We start from the raw sequence: 24,230 nt of genomic DNA, 5'->3' as shown, positions 1-24,230 counted from the left end.
TTATGCAGTGCTTCCAGGGTGATGACGCCATAAGGCAAATGAAGGCGCGCCGCCGGATCCCGATCGGTGCGACGCATTTTAATGGAAGTTGCGTCCGCGCGGCATCACCTCAGCCGTCTCCGCCGCGCCGGAATTGCTGCCTGTCGCAATCATCCGTTTTGGCAGCTCCGCCCTCTCCTGCGCCTGCGCAAGTTTTATCTGCCTCGGATCACCACCGGGTCTCAGCACTTCGTCTGCCCGCTCGCAGACCCCGAAGCGCCGGGCCTCGCGTTGCAGGATCCCGAGCGCCGGCGTCATGTCCTCGATATGCTCGACGACGGTATGGATCACCCCGTGCTGGCTTTGCAGCCGGCCGCGGATTTTCACCAGCCGGGCGCCCATCACAACCGAACGGTATGTGTCGAATATCTTGTTCCAGACGATCGCATTGGCAACGCCGGTCTCGTCCTCCAGCGTCATGAAGATCACCCCTTTGGCCGAACCCGGCCGCTGGCGCACCAGCACGAGGCCGGCAATCGTCACCCTCTTCCCGTTCGCGACCTTCAACAGATCGACATTGCGCGTGATACCCATCCCTTGAAGCTCCTCGCGCAGGAACGAGACGGGATGGGCCTTCAGCGACAGCGAGAGATACCGATAGTCCTCGATGACCTGCTCTCCCGGCAGCATTTCCGGCAGCTTGGTTGCCGGCTCGGCCTGGAGATCGACATAACGGGCCTGCTCGAAAAGCGGCAGCTCCTCGGCCGCGCTCTTCACATCCAGCGCCCGCACCGCCCAGAGCGCATCGCGCCGTGATAATCTGAGCGATTGGAACGCATCCGCATCCGCCAGTCGCTCGATGACGGATTTCTGCAGGCCGGACCGCAGCCAGAGATCGCGCACCGAGCTGTAGCCTTCGCCGCGGTTGCTGACGAGCCGTTCCATCTCGTCTGTCGAGAGGCCCTTGATCTGCCGAAAGCCGAGCCGCACCGCGTGCCGGGCCTTGATGATCCCGCGCATCTCACGGTGACGGAAATCGACGGCATTCGGATCGAAAGCGGCCTCTTCCAGACTGCAATCCCAATCGGATTGGTTGATGTCGACCGGCAGGATTTTGACCCCGTGCTCGCGTGCATCCCGCACCAGTTGGGCCGGCGCATAAAACCCCATCGGTTGGGAATTCAGCATCGCCGCGCAGAAGACGTCGGGATAATAGGCTTTGAGCCATGAGGAGGCATAGACGAGCAGCGCAAAGGAGGCGGCATGGCTTTCAGGGAAACCATATTCACCGAAACCTTTGATCTGGTTGAAACATTGCTGCGCAAATTCCGGAGCATAACCCTTTGAAACCATTCCCTCTATGAAACGCGTCTCGAAATTGCCGATCGTGCCGGTTCTCTTGAATGTCGCCATGGCTCTGCGAAGCTTGTCGGCTTCCGCCGGTTTGAAGCCCGCAGCAGTGATGGCGATCTGCATCGCCTGTTCCTGAAACAGCGGGACGCCGAGGGTTCTTTCCAGAACCGCTTCCAGCTCCTTGCTCGGATATTCGATCGGGATATTCTTGGCGCGCTGCTCCCGGCGCTTGAGATAGGGATGCACCATATCGCCCTGGATCGGTCCCGGCCGGACGATCGCCACCTCGATGACGAGGTCGTAGAACAGCTTCGGCTTGAGGCGCGGCAGCATGCTCATCTGCGCCCGGCTCTCGATCTGGAAGACGCCGAGCGTATCGGCCCGGCCCATCATCTCGTAAACCGGCTTGCCTTCCTCCCCATGCTCCCTGTTGCCGAGATCGGCGAGCGTCTTCTTCACCCCGTAATGCAGTTCAAGCAGCGAGAAACCCTTCCGCAGGCAGGTCAGCATGCCGAGCGCCAGCACATCCACCTTGAGGATCTTGACGTTGTCGAGATCGTCCTTGTCCCATTCGATCATGTAACGATCCGGCATCGCCGTCTTCATGATCGGCACCACCTCATCGAGTCGGTCCCGCGTGATGACGAAGCCGCCGACATGCTGGGTGAGGTGGCGGGGAAAGCCGAGAAGCTCGGAGGCATATTTCAGCACGTTCCTGGTGACCGGATCCTTGATATCGAGGCCGGCCGCCTTGGCATCCCGTTCCGAGAGATTGTCCTCCGACCAGCCCCAGACAAGGCTGCTGATCGCCGACTGGACATCTTCCGACAGCCCGAAGGCCTTGGCGACTTCGCGGCCGGCCGAACGGGTCCGGTAGGTGGTCACACCCGCCGTCAGCCCGGCATGTTCCCTTGTGTAGGTTTTATAAATGTACTGGATGACCTCTTCACGCCGGTCATGTTCGAAATCGACATCAATGTCAGGCGGCTCGTCGCGATCCATCGAAATGAAGCGGTCGAAGAGCAGCGTGCTCTTTTGCGGATCGACTTCCGTTATTTCGAGGCAATAGCAGATAACCGAATTTGCTGCCGATCCGCGCCCCTGGCACAAGACCTTGAGCTCATAACGGGCGTGCTGGATGATCCTGTGAACCGTCAGGAAGTAGGAGGCATACTTCTTCTCGCCGATGAGTTTCAGCTCATAATCGATCTGCTTTGCCACCTTGGCCGGAATACCCTCGGGATAGCGCTTTGCCGCTCCCGTTCTCGTCAGCCTTTCCAACGTCTGCTGCGGCGTTTCGCCGGGATCGTTCTCAGGCGGATAATTATGCTCCAGCTCCGTCAGCGAAAAGCTGAGCTTGCCGAAGAAGGCCCGGCTATTTTGGATCGCACCGGGATAGTCTCGGAAGATCCGGGCCATTTCACGTGAATCCTTGAGATAACGTTCGGCATTCGGCGCCAGCAGGAATCCGGCTTGCGCTATCTCCACATGCTCCCGGATCGCGATCACCACATCCGAAAGCGGCCGGCGCTCGGGATGATGGTAAAGCGGCTGGTTGGTCGCAGTCAGCGGCACGCGATTGCGTGCCGCAAGCATGGCAAGCACCGCAAATACCTGCCTGTCGCGGCCGTCATAGGCTGGCGCCAGCGCCATAAAAAAATCCTTGCGGAACCGCCTGCGAAACCTACCGAGGTAATCTTCCAGAGCCGACTGCCCGGCCTGGCTTTCGATCAGAGTGCGATGGGGAACGAGGGCAAGCATCATCTCGTCCCCCCATTCCATCAGCTCCGCTTCCGTCAGGATGCATGTTCCCTTGACCGCTTCTTCCTTCAGATTGCCGGCGCTGAGCAGGCGGCAAAGATTTGCCCAGCCCCGCCGATTGCGTGGGTAGGCGAGCATGTCAGGCGTATCATCGCAAAAGACCAGACGGGCGCCCGGCTGAATCCGGATGGGATCGACAATCTTTTCTCTTTTCCCGTCCTTCTCCGCCTGGGCCAAGATCGCGTCTCTGTTCTTGTATCTCTCCTCGAGCTGCAGCGCCTGGGCATGCGCCCTGACCACGCCGGCAACGGAATTCCGATCCGCAATGCCGAGACCGCCGAGCCTGAGATGCGCGGCCTGCACCACCATCTCTTCCGGACTGGAGGCGCCTTCGAGAAACGAAAAATTCGTTCTCACGCCGATCTCGAAAAATGCGGGTTCGCTCTTCATGCAAATACCCCGTGCATGAACCAGCGAGGGTCGAATTCCCCACCATAAAAACCGCGACGATAGATCCAGAAGCGATGTCCGGTCTCGTCCTCGATGCGGAAATAATCGCGCGCCTCGGCGTCATCCCCATCGATCCACCATTCCATGACAATCCGTTCCGGCCCTTCACTCCTTGCCACCTGATGCTGCATGCGCCGCCAGCGGAAAATCTGCGGCGGACCATCGGGCACTTCGGCAAGCATGATCTCGACCGGCTCCGGCGTCGCAAAGAGCCGCAGCGGGCGCTCTTGGCGGAAAGGAGGCTGGATATCCTGCGCCGCCTTCCGCCTGGGAAGGTGATCCATCACCGGAACGGTTATGACGGCGCGTTCCGGCACATGGCTCTCGCGCAGCTGGAAGCTTTGCAGGCAATCCGCACCCAGCCGGGCCGAGACCCGATCGACGAAGGCCGAAAGCGAAATCTCTCCCTGGCGGTCGCCCTCGAAATCCGCCTGGGCCGCGTTGAAGGGATCATGTCGCAGCACATTCAACCGCAGGATTTCGAAACCATAGCCGGCGTCGAGATCGTCATAAACCGCCTGCAATCGCTCGGAAAAAAGCCCGGCAATGAACTTTGGTTCGCGAAGCGGCTGCGAAGCGCCGACGGAGATATGAAAGACCCTGCCGTCGACGCGGAACAGCACCAGTTCGAACACCCGTCCACCGATCCCCCGTGTTTCCAGCGACGGCTGCAGCGACAGGGCGACCTGCCGGGTGACGGCAAGGATCTGTTCTTCCGTGCCGATGGGCTCGATCAGGCGGCTTTCGGCCGAGAGGCTGGCGACCGGACGCCGCGGCGAGACCGGCTCCTCTTCGCGTCCCAGCGCCTGGTCGAGGCGCAGAAGCAGTCCCGGGCCGAACCGCCGGGTCAGCGGCGCGCGCGGGGCATCGATGACGTCGCCGACATATTTCAGGCCGAGCTTCTTCAGCGCATCGACGGTTTGTGCTTCCAGCCGCAAGGCGGCAACCGGCAGGGACATCAGCACCTGCTCCGTCTCCTCGTCTTCGATCACCCCGCCTTGCCCGAAGCGCGACGCGGCCCAGGAAAGGCCCGGCGACGATGAGATGGCGCCGCGCGCATCAATCCCCATATAAAAAAGCCGCGACAGCACATCCTTGAGAAGCGCCTTTTCCCCGCCGAAGAGATGGGCGCAGCCGCTAATGTCGAGAAACAGGCCGTCCTTGCCGTCGAAGGCCACCAGCGGCGTATAACGGTCGCACCAGTCGGCAATGGCCTCCAGCAGCCGGCGGTCGGCGGCCGGATCCTCTTCCGCGACCTCGAGCGTTGGGTACATGGCCCGCGCTTCGGCAACGCCCTGTTCCTTCTTCAGGCCCAGCCTCTCGGCCAATTCGTCCAGGGCCGTCAGCCGCATGGCATTGTTGAGCTTGCCGGAACAGACGATAGGGGGGGTCTCAGGACGCCCTTTCGAACGCCAGGAGTGCCCCCATCGCCTGCGGGCGATGCGGTCCGTTGGCAGATGCGGAAAGCTGAGCGCCAGAATGCGCTGACTGCTCGCCGGGAGGACGAACGAGGTTTGGCTCGGCGACAGGGAGAAATTCGCGTTCATGGGGGTTCCACTCCAGAAAAAAGCAGAGCGGGGCCGGATTGCGGCCCTTCTCCAGCGTGAGACGGAAAATCGGATTGCCGATGCTGCCGGAAAGCTTCGATTCCCCAGGCAACGGCCGCAGAGCCGATGGAGCTGGTTCGACATGCAGGCGGAAAGCCGCACTGCTAGCCTCCTCCGCCCCGGCCTGGCGGACGATAAAGAGCGGACGGCGGGCAGCACGCGCCCGCAGACTGAGCCTGCGGCTTTCGGTCAGGCCGAAATGGGTGGGATTGCCGCGCACTTCGAAGATGACGGCCGAAAAAGCAGCGCTTTCCACCGCGGTCTCCACCAGCCAGAGCGCCTCGTCCAGCTTGCGCGGCGCCGCATGGAGAAACCGCTCCGCGTTCAGCCCGAAATCCTGAAGCCCTGGAGCATAGGGCCGACCGGCCTCCAGCGTGCCGACAGCATCACCGACCCAGAGCAACGGCAGCAGCCTGCCGGCATCGGATTCCTGCTTCTGCAGCCGCGCGGCGACAGCCATCGCCAGCCCGCTTGCCGCACCCGCATCACGCGACAGAGCCGAGCGGAATTCGGTGATCGCATCGAGCGGCAGGCCGCCTTCCAGCGCCTCATCAAGATATTCTACCCCGAACGCCAGCGGCGGCAGACTGGCTCTCCGGGGTGTCTTTCCCCCTTCCGCTAGGGCTCCCCGCTCCGCTGCCGCAAGCGCCGGCGCGGGCTTCCCTTCGAGTCTGGCGATGGTTTCGCGGAGCGCAAAAAGCCGCTCGCGCGCCAGGGCGTGCTGCGCCATGGCGTTCTCCAATTCCGTCTTGTTCCTGTTATGTTCTTATAGATTCCAGAGAGCTAATGAAGAGTCAACGGCCATTTTTTATGAATTTATTCCTGCCTTTGATTCCGCACTCGAAAATCGGCGATAAAGGTTCTATATGGGCCCGCAAAGGAAGGAATATTCATGGCCCGCATAGACCAGAGCGATGATTGGCGTGACCGCCATGCGCCGACGATCAGCGCCTTCGAGTCGCTGGCCATGGAGGCCTACAGCCATCTGCCGGATGAGTTCCGCCAGCTGACGACCAACCTGACGATCGAGATCGAAGACTTCCCCGATGACGACGTTTTCGAGGACATGGCGCTCGAAACCCCTTTCGATCTCCTCGGTCTTTTCGAGGGCAGGGGCATTTCCGAACGTTTCACCGTGGAAACCGGCGAGATGCCGAACCGCATCCGCCTCTACCGGCGTCCCATCCTCGACTACTGGGCTGAGAACGACGAGACGCTCGGCGATATCATCACCCATGTCCTGATCCATGAGATCGGCCATCATTTCGGGTTGAGTGACGATGACATGGAGCGGATCGAGGCAAGCGCCGAAGAAGCCGCGGAACGCTGAAACACGCCGTGTCCGGTAGGACGCGCTATTGCTCGGAGAGCTTCATCTCGGGATGGTAATCCTTGCCTTCGACAGTCTTGACGACGGCCTGGCCGCACTGCATCGCGCCGGTTGCGGCATTGAAGGCATAGGTCGGCGAGCCCTCCAGCGACCAGCCCTTGTTGAGGACGGCGGTGACCTTGTGGCAGAAGGAAGCATCGTCGGGACCGGTCAGGAAGCGGTAGAGTTTCATCAGTCGGGCTTTCTTGCAGAAATCAGGTGAGCTTTATGGACCAGAGCTTCGGCCTGGACAAGATGCAGCCGCTCGACCATCCGCCCGCCGGCATTGATGACATTTAGCCCATCGGAAGCCGGATCGGCAAAGGCAGCAATGATCGCCTCCGCTTCAGCAATCGCTGCCGGATCCGGGCCGAAATGCCGGTTGGCGGCTTCGATCTGCGCCGGGTGGATCAGCATCTTGCCGGCAAAACCCATGGCCCGCCCCTGCCCGCATTCGGCATCGAAACCCTGCTCGTCCCTGAAATCGTTGAAGACGCTGTCGATCGCATCGAGCCCGTAGGCGCTGACCGCAAGGACGACCTGCATCAGCCACGGCACGAGATAGGCTCGTCCCGGCTGCGGCAAGACGCCTGTTTCCTTGCGCAGATCATTGAGCCCGGCGACGAGGCAATCGAGCCGCGAGCCCGGCGTGCGGCCGGATTCGGCGATCGCTCCAGCATTCAGCACGCCGCGCGGCGTCTCGATCATCGCCCAGATGCGCAGCTCCTCCGGCGCATCCGCATCGGCGAGTAGATCGGCTATATGGGTGATATCTAGAGGTCCGTCCACCTTGGGAAGGAGAACGGCGTCGGGCAAAAGCGCATTGACCAGATCCAGGTCCGCCGGCCCGAATTCGGATGACAAAGAATTGATGCGGATGATCCTTTCCTTGCCCTCAAGCAGCGGACCGGCAAAAAAGGCGCGCAGATTTTCCCGCGCTTGCTCCTTCTTCTCGGGCGAAACGGAATCCTCGAGATCGAAAATAACCGCATCGCAATCAAGCGAATGGCTTTTTTCGAGCGCCCGGAGATTGATGGCGGGCACGCTCAGCACCGAGCGGCGCAGATTTAAGGAACGGCGTATGGTTTGGCTCATCGATCATTAGTGCCAAGCTTCGCGAAGCCCGGCAAGACAACAAAAAGCCATGCTTGCCTTGCAGAGAGGAAAAAGAAGGACCACATTCCTTTCCGAAGAAAGGTCTCAAACCCATGCAGAACATTCGCTCCATCTTCCTCATGCTTGCCGGCGCCACGGTTTTCGTGGCCATGTTGCTTTTCACCTTTTCGGTGACACTCGCCGTCGGCGGCATCCTGACCGTGCTCATGGTCGGTCGCGCGCTTTCGCTGAAGATGAAGCCCGCTCCGGTGCGCGCCAAGGCAAACAATGGCCAGCGCGAAATGCGCATCTGGAACGACGGCCGCGGCACGATCATCGATCTCTAAAAAAATCGACCGACACTGTCGGATCATGCTTCCATGATACGTCCTTGAAGCAGCCGAGCATTCCGCCGGCGCTTCAAAACGAAATGGAGGACAAGCATGGATGCGACAACGGAAAACAATCCGGTCAAATTGCCGCCGGTCAAGAATGGCCTGCTGCCCTATCTGACGATCGGCGGCGCGGTCAAAGCCGCCGAATTCTACAAGAAGGCTTTCGGCGCCGAAGAAGCCTATGTCGTGCCGGTCGACGAGAGCGGCAGGACGATGCATGTGCATCTCTACATCAATGGCAGCTCCCTCATGCTGTCGGATGCCTATCCCGAATACGGCCATCCCTTCAAAGGCCATGAAGGCTTCGCCATCCAGCTTGTCATCGACGATATCGATTTCTGGTGGGACCGCGCCGTTGCTGCCGGCGCCGAAGTCGTCATGCCGGTCGAACTGATGTTCTGGGGCGACCGCTACGGCCAGTTGCGTGACCCGTTCGGCGTCCTCTGGGGCCTCAACGCACCGACGAAGTAATGGTCCATACGCAGAGGGCAGGCCGCGCGAAACGTCGCGTGGCCGTCATTTTCAAAGATTCTCCTTCATTTCGGCGAAAAACTGGACTAGATGCAAATTCAGGAAGTAGATTTGCTGAAATGGAGCATGGGTCATGGATAAATTCGTGAAGCTCACGGGCGTTGCAGCGCCCTTGCCGGTCGTCAACGTCGACACCGACATGATCATTCCGAAGGATTATCTGAAGACCATCAAGCGCACCGGCCTCGGCACCGGCCTTTTCGCCGAGGCCCGTTATCACGAAGACGGGTCCGAAAATTCGGATTTCGTGCTGAACAAACCAGCCTATCGCGATGCCAAGATCCTGGTTGCCGGCGATAATTTCGGCTGCGGTTCCTCGCGCGAACACGCGCCATGGGCGCTGCTCGATTTCGGCATCCGCTGCGTGATCTCCACCAGCTTCGCCGACATTTTCTACAACAACTGCTTCAAGAACGGCATCCTGCCGATCAAGGTCAGCCAGGAAGACCTCGACAAGCTGATGGACGACGCCTCGCGCGGCTCCAACGCCATCCTGACGGTCGACCTCGAAAACCTCGAGATCACCGGTCCCGATGGCGGCTTGATCAAGTTCGATCTCGACGAATTCAAGCGCCACTGCCTGCTGAACGGCCTCGACGATATCGGCCTGACGCTGGAAAAGGGGAAGGCGATCGACAGCTTCGAAAAGAAGAACGCCGCTTCGCACCCTTGGGCCGCTTAAGCCGCAGACGGATGAGCTATCGATCAAGCCGGGCCTTCGCCCGGCTTTTTCTTTAGAGCCTTTCCGGGTTAGATTGAAGCATTCTGCCGGAGCAGGTTTTCGTCAGGGCAAAGGCGATTGGCGACGGGCATACCCCCAGGTACGTCCGAGCCGATCGCCTTTGATCCTGGCTAGAGATGCCCGGCCTACCGGCCGCACCGCTTCGCATAGCGAAGCGATAAGTGCGTCCGGCGTTTCGTGAGTCTTGCAGATTTGCCAAGGCAAATCTGCAGGAGGGTTGGCTGAAACGGGCCGGCTGATCGACCGGCCATCCGACTCCGTTTGAACCAACAGAATGATTCAATCTAACCCGGAAAGGGTCTAATTTCAGATCAGAGAAACTTCTCTTTCCAAAGCTTCAGCTTTTCGAGCGACACGCCGATGCCGCCGCAGACTTCGATCAGCGGATTGTCGAAACGCTGAAGCAGCCCGGCATGCACATCGGCAACGGCAAGCGCCGCCCCACAGGCCGGCTCGACCAGAATGCGATATGCATCGGCAAATTTCAGGCAGGCGGCAACCGCATCGGCATCGCTGACGACAATGCTTTCGATCGGATGCTGTCTCGGCAGGTCGAAGACATGCTCGGCCACCTGCCGCGCGCCGAGCGAATTGGCAATCGAGGTGATGGCGGGCAGGGTAATGCGCTCATTCGCCTTGAGGCTGGCGTTCAGCGAGGCCGCTCCTTCCGTTTCGACGGCGATAACCGGCACATTGGTAAGCCCGTTTCGCTTCAGCCCCTCGACAATGCCGGCAAGCAGCCCGCCGCCGCCGACGCTGGTGACGACGCAATCGAATTTGGCACCCTTCGCCACCACCTCGTCGATCAGTGTCGCATGACCGTCCCACAGAAGCGGATGGTCGAAGGGGTGCACATAACTCGCCTTGCGGCTCCTCGCGAGGTCGACCGCATGGGCATTGGCTTCGTCGAACACCGAGCCATGCACGAGCACATTGGCGCCCGTTGCGGCGATCGTCTGCCGTACATCGGCCGCCGTCGTCTCCGGCACGACGATGGTGACCGGCACACCGAGCGCCCGGCCGGCATAGGCGGCGGCAATGCCGGCATTGCCGCCGGACGCACAGAAGATCTCGCGCGCGCCATTTTCCACCTCATGCTGACAAAGCCGGCCGACGCCGCGCAGCTTGAAGCTGCCGGAGGGCTGCAGCGCATCGAGCTTCAGCCAGAGTGGCTTGCCGCTGGCGCTGTAGCCGGGTGCCGTTAGAGCCAAGGGCGTGTTGAGGTGGAGAGGAGCTGAAACCATGAGAAACATCCGTGGACATTAAGAGGTAAGCGACCTTCTAACCCGTTTGCAGATGCGCGAGCAATCATGACAGCCAAGAGCGAAGCGTACCGATTCACGCCCTCCCTCGCTTGAAATGCCCATTTCCGGGGTCTAAGAAACCGCAACTTGTTTTTCCCAGGAGGGTTTCATGACAGCGCGCAATCTTTTCCTGCTTCCGGGTGACGGCATCGGTCCCGAAGCCATGGGCGAGGTCCGCAAGATCATCGCCTATATGAACGAGGCGATGAATGCCGGTTTCGTCACTGACGAAGGCCTTGTGGGCGGCTCTGCCTATGATGCGCATGGCGCGGCGATCTCGGAAGCCGACATGCAGAAGGCGCTTGCCGCCGATGCCGTTCTCTTCGGCGCCGTCGGCGGCCCGAAATGGGATAGCGTGCCTTACGAAGTGCGCCCGGAAGCCGGCCTGCTCCGCCTGCGCAAGGATCTCCAGCTGTTTGCAAACCTGCGCCCCGCCATCTGCTATCCGGCCCTTGCCGCGGCCTCGTCGTTGAAGCCGGAACTGGTCGAAGGCCTCGATATCCTGATCATCCGCGAGCTGACCGGCGGCGTCTATTTCGGCGAGCCGAAGGAGATCATCGATCTCGGCAACGGCCAGAAGCGCGGCATCGACACGCAGGTCTACGACACCTACGAGATCGAACGCATCGCCGGCGTCGCCTTCGAAATGGCTCGCACCCGGCAGAACCGCGTCTGCTCCATGGAAAAGCGCAACGTCATGAAGTCGGGCGTGCTCTGGAACCAGGTGGTAACCGAGACGCACAAGGCGAAATATTCCGACGTCCAGCTCGAACATATGCTCGCCGATGCCGGCGGCATGCAGCTGGTGCGCCAGCCCAAGCAGTTCGACGTCATCGTCACCGACAACCTCTTCGGCGATATGCTCTCCGACGTCGCCGCCATGCTGACCGGTTCGCTCGGCATGCTGCCCTCGGCCTCGCTCGGCGCGCCTGACGGCAAGACCGGCAAGCGCAAGGCGCTCTACGAGCCGGTGCATGGCTCGGCCCCCGACATCGCCGGCAAGGGCATCGCCAATCCGATCGCCATGATCGCCTCCTTCGCCATGTGCCTGCGTTACTCCTTCAACCTGGTGAAGGAAGCCGACGACCTGGAAAAGGCAATCGCCAACGTGCTCGACAAGGGCATCCGCACCGGCGACATCATGGCCGATGGCGCAAGGCAGGTCGGCACCGTCGAGATGGGCGATGCGATCCTCGCCGAGTTCAAGGCGCTTTCCGCCTGATATATTTCCCGTGAAACAGTTCAGCCCTTCGCATCACGCATGCGGAGGGCTTTTTCGTGAAAGCCGAGAAGCCTGAACGGGGCCGGTCGAATTATCCGAAACGGACTATTCTCAGCCACAATCTCGTGTATTTTTGCGCCGAATTTCAACCCGGTAAATTCGAACGGACGACGGAATGCGGGCATTTTGGGCTTCCCTGAACAGGCGCTGGCGCCGGAGCGGCGCTGCCATGCCGCCTTTGCGTTGGCAGGCCTGTCTTTTCATCTCGCTCAATGCCGTCATCCTTTCCATGCTGCTCTTCGATGCGCCGATCGGCGCCAGCGAACCTCCTGCGCTGGTGAAACACCTCGGCGAGATGATGACCGGTTTCGGCGATTCCGCCTGGCTGATCTATACCAGCATCCTGCTGTTCTTTCAGGGCCGGGCAGGCTACAAGCTCGTGAAGACGGCGCGCTCCAAGGCGCAGGCCCTCTATGTCAGCTGGATCGGCGCCTATCTCTTTGCCACCGTGGTCTTCTCCGGGCTTCTCGCCAATCTGTTGAAGCGGGCGATCGGCAGGGCGCGTCCCGATCATTTTCGCGACTACGGCATGTTTTCCTTCGCGCCCTTTTCAGGCCATGCCGCTTTCGAAAGCTTTCCGTCGGGCCATTCCACGACAGTTGGTGCCTTCTTCGCCGCCTTTGCTCTGCTGTATCCGCGCTACCGGGTTGTCTTCATCGCCTGTGCCATCTGGCTCGGCATGACCCGCGTCATGGTCGGCGCCCATTATCCAAGTGACGTGATCGCCGGCCTTGCCTTCGGCGGCTGGTTCTCGCTACTGACGGCGATCATCTTTGCCCGCTGCGGCCTGCTCTTCAAGCTGGCGCCGGATGGCTGGCCGATCGCCAAGCGCCTGTTCTCTGACACGAAAAAACCCGGCGCCTTGTGAGCGCCGGGCCGTTTTCTCAAGCTTCTCAGACGCGCGCGCGTCATCAATCCATTGCGTGGATATCCCTGTTCTTCGTTTCCGGTAGGAAGATCAGGCCGATCACCAGCGTGATCGACGCAAACACGATCGGATACCAGAGACCATAGTAGATATCGCCTGCGGCAGCGCTCATCGCGAAGGCTGTCGCCGGCAGCAGGCCGCCGAACCAGCCGTTGCCGATGTGATAGGGCAGCGACATGCCGGTATAGCGAATGCGGGTCGGGAAGAGCTCGACCAGCAGAGCGGCGATCGGGCCGTAGACCATCGTCACATAGAGGACGAGGACGAACAGGATTGCGATGGTGCCTATCCAATTGACGCGGGTGGGATCGGCAGTCATGGCGAACGCGCCGCCATTGGCGACGTTGTAGACCGCCATGTCGGTGACGCCAGTGGCCTCATCTGCCGTCAGCAGCTTGGTTTCAACAAGCTTGGCCGCCGGCACGGTTTCCTTTTCACCGGCGCGGACGGTTTCGGCATTGAGCGCCAGTTCCGGATTGGCGGCGATGAAGGCATCGAGCTTGGCATCCGGCACTTTGGCGGCACCGCGCTTCAGCGGATAGCCGGCGTCGTGGAGGGCAATATTGACGCCCTTTTCGAAGGCGGCAGTCATGCCCTTGGCCTTGTCGCCGGCAGCAACGACGTCGAAGCTGGCAATCGTCGCGTTGCCGACCTTCACGGTTGCCGGCTGTCCGGCAGTACCGGGCACGACGTCATAAGGCACCGAGTTCTTCGTCAGGAACGCCGTCGCCACGTCGCAGGAGCTGGTGAATTTCGACGTGCCCGTCGGGTTGAACTGGAACTTGCAATCCGCCGGATCGGCCGTCACCGTCGCGCGGATCGAGGCCTGCGCTTCGGCAAGCGCCGGGTTCGCCGTCCAGGTCATCGCTTTGAACAGCGGATTATAAGTGACCGCCGCGATGAGAAGACCCGCCATGATGATCGGCTTGCGACCGATCTTGTCGGAGAGGCCGCCGAAAATGACGAAGAACGGCGTGGCGAGGAAGAGCGCGATGGCGACCATGATGTTGGCCGATTGCAGATCCACCTTCAGCACGTTCTGAAGGAAGAACAGCGCATAAAACTGGCCGCCGTACCAGACGACCGCCTGGCCCATGGTGGCGCCGAGAAGCGCGATGATCGCAATCTTGGCATTTCTCCATGTTCCGAAGGCTTCGGTCAGCGGCGCCTTGGAGCCCTTGCCCTCCGCCTTCATGCGTTGGAACGCCGGCGATTCGTTCATCTTCAACCGGATCCAGACGGAAATCCCGAGCAGGACGACCGAAACCAGGAACGGAATGCGCCAGCCCCAAGCGGCGAACTGAACCGCACCCATCAGATATTGAACCAGGACGATGACGATCAGCGACAGGAACAGACCGAGTGTCGCCGTCGTCTGGATCCACGAGGTGAAGTAGCCGCGACGCCCGTTCGGCGCATGTTCGGCGACATAGGTTGCCGCACCGCCATATTCACCACCGAGCGCCAGGCCCTGCAGCAGGCGAAGGCCGATCAAAATGATCGGGGCAGCGATGCCGATGGTGGCGGCACCCGGCAGGATGCCGACGAGGAAGGTCGACAGACCCATAATCATGATCGTCACCAGGAAGGTGTATTTCCGGCCGACCAGATCACCGAGACGGCCGAACACCAGCGCACCGAAGGGGCGCACCAGGAACCCTGCGGCGAAGGCAAGCAGCGTGAAGATGTTGCGCGTCGCCTCGGGATATTGGGTGAAATAGGTCGCGCCGATATAGGTGGCGAGCGAACCGTAGAGATAGAAATCATACCATTCGAAAACGGTGCCGAGCGAAGAGGCGAAGATCACCTTCTTCTCTTCGCCGGTCATCGGCCCGGCCTTCGCGCCGTCGATGCTTGCGACATTTGCCATTGTCTGTCCTCCACAGAGTGATGAGCAACGCGCGCGACCTACTCTCCTCAAAGCAGACCCCTGGCCGCGACACGCCTGACGAGAGTGTGCCAGAAACGGCAGATCAAAAAGAGAGAGGCTTTGGGATTATGACTTTAGTCTAATGGCAAACGCGCCTTGGCATGCAGCGGAGTCGTCAGCCGGCCCTGGTTAGGCTCTCAGTGCCTGCGCCGGCGATTGCCGGTAGGCGAGCACCGCCGGCAGTGCGGCCAGTATTGTGGCGAAGGCGAGCAGCAACGCCGCAAGCCTCGCGTCTTCACGAGCGAAGCCGACCGGCATGGCAATCCCACTCGTCTCAGAGAACATGCCGGACAAGATCAGCGCCGCAGCATAGCCGAAAGTGAATCCGAGGCCGATGCCGACGGCCACCAGGAAGAAGAATTCCAGCCAGACGATACCGAAGATCGCGCCGCGTGGCGCGCCGAAGGCCCTCAGCGCGCCGATCTGTCGGCGGCGCTGGCCGATATGGATGACCGTGACCAGCACCAGCGAGGCCGCGACGAGAGCTTGCGCGCCGGCGGCAACCGCGACGAGGATCTGCTTGGCGTCGCCGAGCGTGGCGTAGAGATTGGTCAGTACCTCGCCGGGAAAAACCGCGACGGTATTGCCGCTGCGATACTGCTGCCGCAGCTTGTAGGCGTCGGCAATTGTCTTCGGCTTGACGAGGATGGCGGGAAGGCCGGGAGCATCATCAGTCCAGCTTTCCTCAAGTGGAGCATCCGGGTTGGCTTCGCCGTGATGCTCATGCGCATCGTGACCGGCCCCAGCCTGCTGATGATCGTGATCGGCACTCTCCTCCGCCTCCATGCCATGGATATGCCAGACGGCCTGGATCGGCACCAGAATGGCCCGATCCCAGGCGGTGCCTGTCGGCCGCATGCGGCCGGCGATATGGTAGACGAGTTCGGTATGTGTCTCGCCGCCTTCTTCCGCCAAACCGTGCATCGGCTTGATCTCGCCGCCGAGCGAAAGCTGGACGGCGGAACCGATCACCGCCTCGCCCTCGCGTGCGAAAACCTTGCCTTCGACAAGGCCGCTGGACAGGTTCTCCGCCAGTACAACGGTCGTGCCGACGATCGGATAGCCGGAGAAGGAATCGCCGAAGCCGATCGGAGCGGCCCAATCGACGCGGGGATCGTCGGCAAGCCTGGCCAGCACCTCGCCCGACATTAGCGGCAAAGGCGAGGGCTGCAGGAAGACCGAGGACAGCACAAGCTGCGTCTCGCTGCCGCCGGCGCCGATGACGAGATCCAACTTATCGGCGGCGCGTGCACTGCCGAGACGAAGGGCCCGCTCCTGCAGCACGACGGAAACGCCAAGTGCGGTCGCAAGCGCGACCAGCAGCACGACCACCAGCGACCCCGCCCAGAGGCGGCGAAGATCGGAAAGGATGAAACGGATCATGCAGCCGCTCCCGCCACTGCCGCGGAATCGTCGCTGATCCGGCCGGAACCGAAGGTGATGCGCCGGTCGAGGCGGCCGGCCAGGCGCTGATCGTGTGAAACGACAATCAGTGTGCTGCCTTCGGCCATGGCAAGATCGAGGATCAGATCGCCGACAGCTTCACCGCTTTCGGCATCGAGGCTCGCCGTCGGTTCGTCGGCGATGATGACGCCGGGCTTGCGTAGCAGCGCCCGGCCGATCGCCACGCGCTGCATCTCGCCGCGCGACATGGTTTCGATCTTCTGGCCGGGGCGGGAAAGACCGACGGTGCTTAAAAGCGCATGCGCCCGCTCGATGACGTCAGCCGAAGCGGCGCCGGCGAGCCGCGCCGGCAACAACACGTTTTCCAATGCCGACAGACCGGGGAAGAGATGAAATTCCTGCATGACCAGGCCGATATTGGCGGCACGGAACCGGTCGCGCCGGCTTTCGGGAAAACCGACGATATTCTCGTCGTTCCAGCGGACGCATCCGTGACGTGTCCGCTCCAGCCCGGCAATGATATTGACGAAGGTGCTCTTGCCGGAACCGGACGCGCCAGTGATGGCGACCCTGCTGCCGGCATCGATCGACAGGTGGCCGATCGCCAGCGCTGGCGAGGACAAGCCCGGGAAGGTGACGGAGAGGTTTTCGATAGTAAGAGCGAGCATAGCGGTTCAGACGGCGGAATATTCGGCCTGGCGAACGCGCAACAGGCTGACGAAGCCGGTTTCCGGATCCGTCCACGAGCCGTATTCCAGCGTGCCGCGCACTTCGATCGTCTGGCTCGGCTGCACGAAGGTCTGCTTCTCCCCGAGATAGACGACGACGATATTATCCGGCCAGTCCGCATCCGAGGAGCAGAAAGGGCAGAGCGACATCGGTATTTCGGTGAGCACGAAGAACTGCGCCTCGGCCTTCAGCGGCGGCGCCATGAAGCCCTTCATGCTGATGTCCTGGCCGGCGAGGCGCTTCACCTTGCCGGAGAATTCCAGGCCGAGCACACCGATCTTGCCGTAAAGCTCGTCGAAAGAGAGCGAAGGATCGGCCGCGCGCACGGTAGAAACGGTAAAGGGAAGCGCAACGGCAGCGCCGAGCAGCCGGCGGCGGCTGAGATGCAGCGAAGGGAGCTTTTCCATGGCGATCTCCAAGAGTGAAATCCCGGCCGCTAGCATCGGCCTGAAAATCGTAACGATTTTCGGAAAGCACGATGCTAGCTTCAAAGTTTTACAGCGTCCTTTTGCGCCTCTGAAAGACGCGCGGCGCTGTAATCGGCCGGGACCATGATCGGTGAAACAGGCAATGCCGCGCAAGCGATCTTGCCGCATTGGCTTCAGATCAGTTCGTCTGCTTGGCGCCGAGAGCGAAGGTGTCGGCGAGCACGCGATAGACGTCGCTCTGCTCCAGGTAGCCATGGAAACCTTCAGCGCCCGGACCAGCCGACTGCAGGACCACGTCGTCGACCGCATGGACGCCGCTCTCGCTGCTCTTCGGAAGATTGCCCTGAACGAAGACCGCGCCGGGAACGTCCTTATACTGTTCGTTGGCGACATATTCCTTCTTTTCGTTCTGGACAGCCGGAACGAAGGGGCCGTCGAGCTTCGGACGGAAGGTCTCGTAGTGATCGGGGCCGTTATTGGCGCTCAGGAACAGACGGCGGCTGACGTCGATCCTATCGGGATAACCGTCGCCGTTTTCGTCCTTGTAGTTCGGGAAACCAGCCTCGGCATAGGTGCCGACCTTTTCGCGCATTTCCGTGCCGGGCTTCTCATCGTCGACGGTGCCGATGATCGATACGCCATGCGTATGGTCGCCGGTGACGACGATCAGTGTGTCCGGATGCGCCTTCTGGAATTCGCGGGCAACGCCGATCGCCTTGTCGAATTCGATGGTATCGACAACGGCGCGATCCCAATCGAGCGGATGGGACATCTTGTCGATCGAGGAGCCTTCAACCATCAGGAAGAAACCATCAGGATTCTTGGAGAGGCGGTCGAGCGCAACCTTGGTCATGTCGACGAGACCCGGCTGGTTGGGGAACTTGTCGACGGTGCCCTTCTTCAGGAATTCGCGGTCGAGCGTGACATCCATATTGCCGGTGTGGAAGAGGCCGAGCAGATTGCCTTCAGCCGATGCATTGGCGGCGAGCTCGTTCTTGTCGGTCGCAAGCTTGTAGCCGGCATCCTGGAACAGCTTGATGTAATCCTGGTTGTTTTTGCGCTTGGAACCGGCGACTTCTTTCCCGAGGAAATAGGCCGAGCCGCCGCCAAGCAGAACTTCCGGCTTGACCTCGAGCAGCATGCCGACGACGTCGGCCTTGTCGCCGCGGTTGCGGGTATGGGCAACGACAGCAGCCGGGGTCGCGTCTTCGACTTCAGACGTTGCAACGATGCCGATCGACTTCTTCGACGTACGGCGGACGGCTTCGCCGAACGTTTCGACATGCGGATCGTCGAGCGAGGAAGGCGTACGGTCGGCGTAGACGCCAATCGCGTTGACGGCGGTTTTATGGCCGGTCATGAAGGCCGACATGGTGTTGGCCGAGTCCGTCGCAACGGCATTCGTCGCCGACGTGCCGATGAAAGCCATGCGATCGAGATCGTCCATATTCAGACGGCCGTTCGCCTTACCTTCGGTCATGCCCTTGGACATGATGCGGGCGGCGGTGCGATGTGCAACGGAAAGACCGTCGCCGAGCAGAAAGATGATGTTCTTGGCCTTCGGCTGAGCCGCGGTTTCGTAGACGTTCCAGGTAACGGACTTGGTTTCGTCGCCGGCGGCGACCTCGACCTTATAGTCGCCAGGAGCTGAGATCTTCAGGCCGCGCAGCAGCAGAGCGGAGCCGAGAGCCTTGTCATCCTTGCCTTTTTCCAGCTCGATAAACTGCGCCTCGCCACCGAGGATTGTCTTGTAATCCTGACCGTTGACGGTGATCTTCACGTCTTCAGGCTTGACCTGCTTATTGAGCTCGACCTTGAAATCGAACGGCGAGCCGACAAGAATCGTCGCGCGATCGAGCGGATAGACCGTCGTCGCCTGAGCGGCGCCCGCAAGCATGGTGGTGGCCGCAAAGGCGGCAAGAAGCGTACGCATGGAAAACCCCCGTTTTCGTTGCAGAGTAGAAGAGAACCGGGCCGGGATATCTGCCGGGGATGACAATGGCATGACAAAAGGTCGCAGTGTCGGACCACTCTCTCCGGCCGTAGTCTTTCAGCGCAAAAACCTTGACTCCTGTGGAAAACCTTCTAAGAGCAACAGCGGAAAAGGAATCTCCATGGTTCGCGACGAACACGCCATTGCTGAGTGCAATGACCGGGCACGGGTTGCCGGGGTGGATATTGCCGTTCCGGTTTCTGCCAAAACCAAGGCCAAAACGACGACGAAAACCGTCTGACGTCTCTGGCCTGCCGCTCTCTCCCCGGCTCGGCTGGGGACAGGAAGACGCGATCTGTCGCGCCTTTCCCCCTCACCGGACAAGAGGAGAGAAGAGAAAGAGAGCTTGAGAAATGGGTTTCAAAGTAGCAATTGCGGGAGCCACCGGAAATGTCGGCCGGGAGATGCTCAACATCCTCTCCGAACGCGGCTTCCCCGCCGATGAGGTCGTGGCACTTGCCTCCTCGCGTTCGCAGGGCACCGAGGTTTCCTATGGTGACCGGACGCTGAAGGTCTCCAATCTGGAGAATTACGATTTCTCCGATACCGATATCTGCCTGATGTCGGCCGGCGGCGAGGTTTCCAAGAAGTACTCGCCGAAGATCGGCCAGCAGGGCTGCATCGTCATCGACAACTCGTCGGCTTGGCGTTACGACGCCGACGTGCCGCTGATCGTGCCGGAAGTGAACCCGGACGCCATCAGCCAATTCACCAAGCGCAATATCATCGCCAACCCGAATTGCTCGACCGCCCAGCTGGTGGTGGCGCTGAAGCCGCTGCACGACTTCGCCAAGATCAAGCGTGTCGTCATCTCGACCTACCAGTCGGTCTCCGGCGCCGGCAAGGACGGCATGGACGAGCTGTTCAATCAGACGCGCGCCGTCTTCGTCGCCGATCCGATCGAGAACAAGAAGTTCACCAAGCGTATCGCCTTCAACGTCATCCCGCACATCGACGTCTTCATGGAAGACGGCTACACGAAGGAAGAGTGGAAGGTGCTGGCCGAGACGAAGAAGATGCTCGACCCGAAGATCAAGGTGACCTGCACGGCCGTGCGCGTGCCCGTCTTCATCGGCCATTCGGAATCGGTCAACATCGAGTTCGAAAACGAGATCACCGCCGATCAGGCCCGTGACATCCTGCGCGATGCACCCGGCTGCCTCGTCATCGACAAGCGCGAGAACGGCGGCTACATCACGCCTTATGAATCCGCCGGCGAAGACGCGACCTACATCTCGCGCATCCGGGAAGATGCGACGGTCGAAAACGGCCTCAACATCTGGGTGGTCTCCGACAATCTGCGCAAGGGCGCGGCATTGAACGCCATCCAGATCGCCGAGCTGCTCGTCAATCGCGGCCTTGTCAAGCCGCGCAAGCAGGCTGCCTGATACCATTTGTAAACCATAAGCTGTTAAAGCCCTGCTCGGTGAGCGGGGCTTTTTCGGGGCAAATCCAACTGCATAAGCGCTCGCCAAAAGGTGATCGTGACAAAATCGCGAGCGGCTGGCATTCTCTTGCCCGCCTAAAATCTATGCAGATCGAGAGCGGGGTTTTCTCAATGCGCATGACAAAATTGTTTCTCGCGGCCGTTGCGGCAATCGGCGTCCTCCATGCAGTGCCGGCGTTCGCGCAGGGACCGCAATGTGGCAATACCAGCGCCGGTTTCGACGCCTGGGTCGCCGATTTCAAACAGACGGCAGCGGCCAATGGCATCAGCCAATCGGTGCTTAGCCGCGCCTTCGCCAACGTCAACTACAACAAGCCGACAATCGCCGCGGACCGCGGCCAGAAAAGCTTCAAGCTCTCCTTCGACGCGTTCATGCAGAAGCGCGGCGGCGCCACCGTCATCTCCCGCGGCCGCGGCATGAAGGCAGCCAACCAGGCGCTTTTTGCCTCAATCGAACGCCGCTTCGGCGTTCCTGCCGGCCCGCTGATCGCGATCTGGGGCATGGAGACCGGTTTTGGCAGCTACATGGGCAACCAGCATACGCTGTCGGCCGTTTCGACGCTCGCCTATGACTGCCGCCGTTCGGACTATTTCACCGACCAGCTCTATGCCGCGCTCCAGCTCGTCTCCGAGGGTTATCTGAGCCCGCAGGCCAAGGGTGCAGCCCATGGTGAAATCGGCCAGACGCAGTTCCTGCCGCGCAATGTTGTGCGCTTCGGCGCCGACGGCGATGGCGACGGCCGCGTCGACATGGTCGGTTCCCGCGCCGATGCGCTGGCCTCGACGGCGAATTTCCTCAAGGGCCATGGCTGGCGCGCCGGCGCCGGTTATCAGCCGGGAGAGCCGAACTTCGTCGCCATCCAGGGCTGGAACGCCGCCAGCGTCTACCAGCAGGCGATCGCCTATATCGGCCAGCAGATCGACGCCGGCAGATAATGCATGTCACCCGGCGCCGCGGTTCCGGGATAATGTCCAGAGCTTTACGCCGTCATCGGCAATCATACGCAAAAACGCCGCTGCGACATGCGGCGTTTTTCATATGCGGGAATCAAAGCCGCCGCCGGACGCCGTCTTGCGGCGCTCCTCCTGCGGCACGATCGGCCCCGAAACGACGCAGTTACGGCCAGAGGCCTTGGCGGCGTAGAGCGCCAGATCGGCGCGTTTGACCAGATCTTCGAAGTTTCGGTTGGTGGCTTCATTGGCCCGGCCGGCGCATCCGAAACTTGCCGTTACCTTGAGAATATCCCCGTTCTCCAAGGGGATTTCCGCCGCCTCGATCGCCAGCCGCACCCGCTCGGCAACAATTGCCGCATCGTCTGGCGTCGAATCCGGCAGAAGTGCCAGGAACTCCTCGCCGCCATGGCGCACCAAGAGATCGAAGGAACGGAAATTCGCCCGCGCGATGCCTGCGACATGCCGGAGCACAACATCGCCGGCATCATGGCCGTTGATATCATTGATCTTCTTGAAATGATCGAGGTCGAAGAGCACGACGGAAATCCAGCGTGATCCGTGCTCGGCCTGCGTCAGAAGGGCCGATGCGGCGAATTCGAAGCCGCGCCGGTTGTAAAGACCGGTCAGGAGATCGGTCTGGGCGGCATTGCGCAACTCGCCGACCAGCGTCTCCCGGTCCCGCGTCAGCCGGTCGATCAGGCGCAGACCCCTTGCCGCGAGCACCATCACCAATGTCGCGAGAATGAGCAGGCCGGCGCACAGCGCCAGGATCCGCGTCAGGTGTAAATGCGAGCGCGTCGAAAAGTTTTCGCCGGTCTCGTGAATATCTCTCGCCGCCTCGATCATCTTCTGCTGCAGAAAACTCATGCGTTCGCTCTGTGCAGTGGCCCAGACGTCGCGCACGGCGCGCGTTGGCCGCGATCCAGCGAGGATGGCATCTGTGATCGCATTCGCCTTTACCTGGTCGCGGCGACCGAGATAGGTGACGATGTCGCGCACGATCGGTGCCGCCGAATGAAAGACCATATGGTCCATGCCCTCACCGAGCATGACCTTGCCCTGTATGAACAGCTCCACCGGAAATCTGGCGGAAACGCCATGATCGAGGTATCGGGTGCCGACGCCGGTAATCAGCCTTTCGCCGTAATAGGTCAGCATGATGCCCATCAGCTGATTGGATTTCTCGAGCAGGACCGGATCGCTGATCAGGGGTGAAAGCGCATCGACGACGGCAAGCTGCTTCAGAGCTGCATACCAATAGATCGACCCGGGATCGCTGCCGAAATAACGGCCCTGGTCGACGCCGCTGCGCGCAGCGACGATGCGGCTGTAGGCAAGGCTGAGAATCGACAATTCTTCCACAAGCCCGTCCTCGAGAGTATCGCGGGAGGGGAGGCTGGCATAGAAGGCAAGGCGCTCGCGATCGAGGGTCGAGCGGCTTTGCTGCATATCGGCGGCAGTCTTGCTGCTGGGATGCGCGAGATAAAGGCGCGTGGCGCCGATTTCACTGAGGATCTCGGTGGCGGCGATGGAGCCGCCGCGGGCGAGCACGTCGGCGAACTGCCGGTCTTTCTCGAGATCCCCGTATTGCTTGACCGAAGCCCGTATGACGATGACGCCTTCAATGAGCATGAAAACGAAGGGCAGCATGATGGCGGCCAGGATAACCCTTTTTATGGTCTCGAACTTCATCGCCAATCGCCAGGGTGATCAAAACGTCGGTCGTGCGCGACCAATTGCCGGCAATCTTAGCAGCAATTCTTAATAAACTGATAAAGCGGCAGATCCCTAGATTTCGGGACGAATAAAGTCGCGTGTCTCGGAGTCCATCACCCAGAGTTCGCCGGTCGAAATATCGAACCAGGCGCCATGGAGATGCATTTGCCCCGCTTCCTCCAGCGCCTTGATGTCGGGAAAGCTTCTGAGATTGTCGATCGAATTGCGGATCGAGACGCGCTCCAGCGCCGTCTGCCGCTCGGCGGCCGTCATCACGTCATTGCTCTGGATCTGCTCCGCGGCGGGCTTGACCAGCGACATCCAGCGGCCGATGAAATCGCCGGGCGACAGCGGCTCGGCATTCGGATCGAGTGCGGCGCGAATGCCACCGCAGCGGCCGTGGCCCATCACCACGATATCCGAGACCTTTAGCGCCTGCACCGCAAATTCGAGCGCTGCCGACGTCGAATGGAAATGACCGTCCGGCTCGTAGGGCGGCACCATGTTGGCGACGTTGCGGATGACGAAGAGCTCACCCGGGCCGGCATCGAAGATCAGCTCCGGTGCCGCACGTGAATCCGAACAGGCAATGACCAGTGTGCTCGGACTCTGACCGTTTTCGGCAAGCAGTCGATACCTGTCGCGGGCGTCGGCATAACGCCCGTTCATGAAGTTGCGGTAACCGTCCAGAAGGGAATTTGGAAAACGCTGCATGCTACTGGATTAGCGCGCGCGGCAGACAAGATCAACTGCTGCACTGCAAAATGAACGGA

The 24,230-nt window shown here is 60.9% G+C and carries 22 protein-coding genes; 9 read left to right on the top strand and 13 right to left on the bottom strand.

The window, feature by feature from the left end; all coding sequences use genetic code 11:
- Positions 1-78: 78 nt before the first annotated feature.
- Genes ATY29_RS15940 through ATY29_RS37695 form a run of 3 tightly spaced genes read right to left on the bottom strand, consistent with a single transcriptional unit; the run spans position 79 to position 5,940 of the window.
- Positions 79-3,543 (bottom strand): error-prone DNA polymerase, encoded by a 3,465-nt coding sequence (locus ATY29_RS15940; protein ID WP_097536867.1) that lies wholly within the window; start codon positions 3,541-3,543, stop codon positions 79-81.
- On the bottom strand, positions 3,540-4,985 hold the full coding sequence (locus ATY29_RS15935; RefSeq protein ID WP_280176732.1) for a Y-family DNA polymerase: 1,446 nt from the start codon (positions 4,983-4,985) through the stop codon (positions 3,540-3,542). Before ATY29_RS15935 ends, ATY29_RS15940 begins: the two co-directional genes overlap by 4 nt.
- Before the next feature lie 10 nt (positions 4,986-4,995).
- Positions 4,996-5,940, bottom strand: coding sequence for an ImuA family protein (locus tag ATY29_RS37695; RefSeq protein WP_003567659.1), 945 nt, complete (start codon positions 5,938-5,940; stop codon positions 4,996-4,998).
- A 162-nt stretch (positions 5,941-6,102) separates the two neighbouring features.
- Between ATY29_RS37695 and ATY29_RS15930 the strand changes: the two genes are divergently transcribed.
- Positions 6,103-6,540: a metallopeptidase family protein gene (locus ATY29_RS15930; RefSeq protein WP_003543974.1), complete on the top strand. Its 438-nt coding sequence runs from the start codon at positions 6,103-6,105 to the stop codon at positions 6,538-6,540.
- Positions 6,541-6,565: 25 nt separating this feature from the next.
- On the opposite strand, the gene ATY29_RS15925 is transcribed toward ATY29_RS15930, so the two are convergent.
- Positions 6,566-6,772 (bottom strand): DUF1737 domain-containing protein, encoded by a 207-nt coding sequence (locus ATY29_RS15925; protein WP_003567660.1) that lies wholly within the window; start codon positions 6,770-6,772, stop codon positions 6,566-6,568.
- A complete protein-coding gene (locus ATY29_RS15920; RefSeq protein WP_097536865.1) occupies positions 6,772-7,674 on the bottom strand; it encodes an HpcH/HpaI aldolase/citrate lyase family protein in 903 nt (300 codons plus the stop codon). The genes ATY29_RS15925 and ATY29_RS15920 overlap by 1 nt, the downstream gene beginning before the upstream one ends.
- Before the next feature lie 113 nt (positions 7,675-7,787).
- On the opposite strand from ATY29_RS15920, the gene ATY29_RS15915 reads away from it, so the two are divergent.
- The 3 genes from ATY29_RS15915 (at position 7,788) to leuD (ending at position 9,282) form a co-directional block, all read left to right on the top strand.
- Complete coding sequence (locus ATY29_RS15915; protein ID WP_003567664.1) at positions 7,788-8,021, top strand: hypothetical protein; 234 nt, start codon at positions 7,788-7,790, stop codon at positions 8,019-8,021.
- 96 nt (positions 8,022-8,117) lie between these two features.
- Entirely contained in the window at positions 8,118-8,540 is a 423-nt protein-coding gene (locus ATY29_RS15910) for a VOC family protein (protein ID WP_097536864.1), read from the top strand.
- Between the two features lie 133 nt (positions 8,541-8,673).
- The gene (gene leuD, locus ATY29_RS15905) at positions 8,674-9,282 is read left to right on the top strand and encodes a 3-isopropylmalate dehydratase small subunit (protein ID WP_025417374.1); all 609 of its coding nucleotides are present in this window, start codon (positions 8,674-8,676) and stop codon (positions 9,280-9,282) included.
- Positions 9,283-9,653: 371 nt separating this feature from the next.
- On the opposite strand, the gene ATY29_RS15895 is transcribed toward leuD, so the two are convergent.
- Entirely contained in the window at positions 9,654-10,586 is a 933-nt protein-coding gene (locus ATY29_RS15895) for a pyridoxal-phosphate dependent enzyme (RefSeq protein ID WP_003567671.1), read from the bottom strand.
- Positions 10,587-10,755: 169 nt separating this feature from the next.
- Here ATY29_RS15895 and leuB point away from each other — a divergent pair, with 169 nt between their 5' ends.
- Positions 10,756-11,868: a 3-isopropylmalate dehydrogenase gene (leuB, locus tag ATY29_RS15890; RefSeq protein ID WP_003567672.1), complete on the top strand. Its 1,113-nt coding sequence runs from the start codon at positions 10,756-10,758 to the stop codon at positions 11,866-11,868.
- Between the two features lie 175 nt (positions 11,869-12,043).
- The gene (gene lpxE, locus ATY29_RS15885) at positions 12,044-12,796 is read left to right on the top strand and encodes a lipid A 1-phosphatase LpxE (RefSeq protein ID WP_193550361.1); all 753 of its coding nucleotides are present in this window, start codon (positions 12,044-12,046) and stop codon (positions 12,794-12,796) included.
- Between the two features lie 43 nt (positions 12,797-12,839).
- Here the strand turns inward: lpxE and ATY29_RS15880 are convergent, their stop codons facing one another.
- From ATY29_RS15880 to ATY29_RS15860, 5 genes are all read right to left on the bottom strand, one after another.
- Positions 12,840-14,726 (bottom strand): MFS transporter, encoded by a 1,887-nt coding sequence (locus ATY29_RS15880; RefSeq protein ID WP_003567675.1) that lies wholly within the window; start codon positions 14,724-14,726, stop codon positions 12,840-12,842.
- 189 nt (positions 14,727-14,915) lie between these two features.
- Positions 14,916-16,169, bottom strand: coding sequence for an FtsX-like permease family protein (locus tag ATY29_RS15875; protein ID WP_097536862.1), 1,254 nt, complete (start codon positions 16,167-16,169; stop codon positions 14,916-14,918).
- Positions 16,166-16,858 (bottom strand): ABC transporter ATP-binding protein, encoded by a 693-nt coding sequence (locus ATY29_RS15870; protein WP_097536861.1) that lies wholly within the window; start codon positions 16,856-16,858, stop codon positions 16,166-16,168. Before ATY29_RS15870 ends, ATY29_RS15875 begins: the two co-directional genes overlap by 4 nt.
- A gap of 6 nt (positions 16,859-16,864) precedes the next feature.
- Positions 16,865-17,326: a hypothetical protein gene (locus ATY29_RS15865; protein WP_097536860.1), complete on the bottom strand. Its 462-nt coding sequence runs from the start codon at positions 17,324-17,326 to the stop codon at positions 16,865-16,867.
- A 199-nt stretch (positions 17,327-17,525) separates the two neighbouring features.
- Positions 17,526-19,280: an alkaline phosphatase gene (locus tag ATY29_RS15860; protein WP_097536859.1), complete on the bottom strand. Its 1,755-nt coding sequence runs from the start codon at positions 19,278-19,280 to the stop codon at positions 17,526-17,528.
- Positions 19,281-19,350: 70 nt separating this feature from the next.
- Between ATY29_RS15860 and ATY29_RS15855 the strand changes: the two genes are divergently transcribed.
- The 3 genes from ATY29_RS15855 (at position 19,351) to ATY29_RS15845 (ending at position 21,723) form a co-directional block, all read left to right on the top strand.
- Positions 19,351-19,581, top strand: a complete 231-nt coding sequence (locus tag ATY29_RS15855) for a hypothetical protein (RefSeq protein WP_097536885.1) — start codon at positions 19,351-19,353, stop codon at positions 19,579-19,581.
- A gap of 112 nt (positions 19,582-19,693) precedes the next feature.
- The gene (locus ATY29_RS15850; protein ID WP_003567686.1) at positions 19,694-20,728 is read left to right on the top strand and encodes an aspartate-semialdehyde dehydrogenase; all 1,035 of its coding nucleotides are present in this window, start codon (positions 19,694-19,696) and stop codon (positions 20,726-20,728) included.
- 170 nt (positions 20,729-20,898) lie between these two features.
- Positions 20,899-21,723, top strand: coding sequence for a lytic murein transglycosylase (locus ATY29_RS15845; protein ID WP_003567688.1), 825 nt, complete (start codon positions 20,899-20,901; stop codon positions 21,721-21,723).
- Positions 21,724-21,822: 99 nt separating this feature from the next.
- Here ATY29_RS15845 and ATY29_RS15840 read toward each other — a convergent pair whose 3' ends face one another.
- Positions 21,823-23,433: a GGDEF domain-containing protein gene (locus tag ATY29_RS15840; protein WP_097536858.1), complete on the bottom strand. Its 1,611-nt coding sequence runs from the start codon at positions 23,431-23,433 to the stop codon at positions 21,823-21,825.
- A gap of 96 nt (positions 23,434-23,529) precedes the next feature.
- Positions 23,530-24,171 carry a carbonic anhydrase gene (locus ATY29_RS15835; protein WP_097536857.1) on the bottom strand — a complete coding sequence of 214 codons (642 nt, stop codon included), beginning with the start codon at positions 24,169-24,171 and terminating at the stop codon, positions 23,530-23,532.
- Positions 24,172-24,230: the final 59 nt, after the last annotated feature.

It is taken from the genome of Rhizobium hidalgonense (assembly GCF_002914525.1).
In the GTDB taxonomy this organism is placed as follows: domain Bacteria; phylum Pseudomonadota; class Alphaproteobacteria; order Rhizobiales; family Rhizobiaceae; genus Rhizobium; species Rhizobium hidalgonense.
The sequence above is the reverse complement of the archived record's forward strand: the minus strand, read 5'-3'. Positions and strand labels throughout refer to the sequence as shown.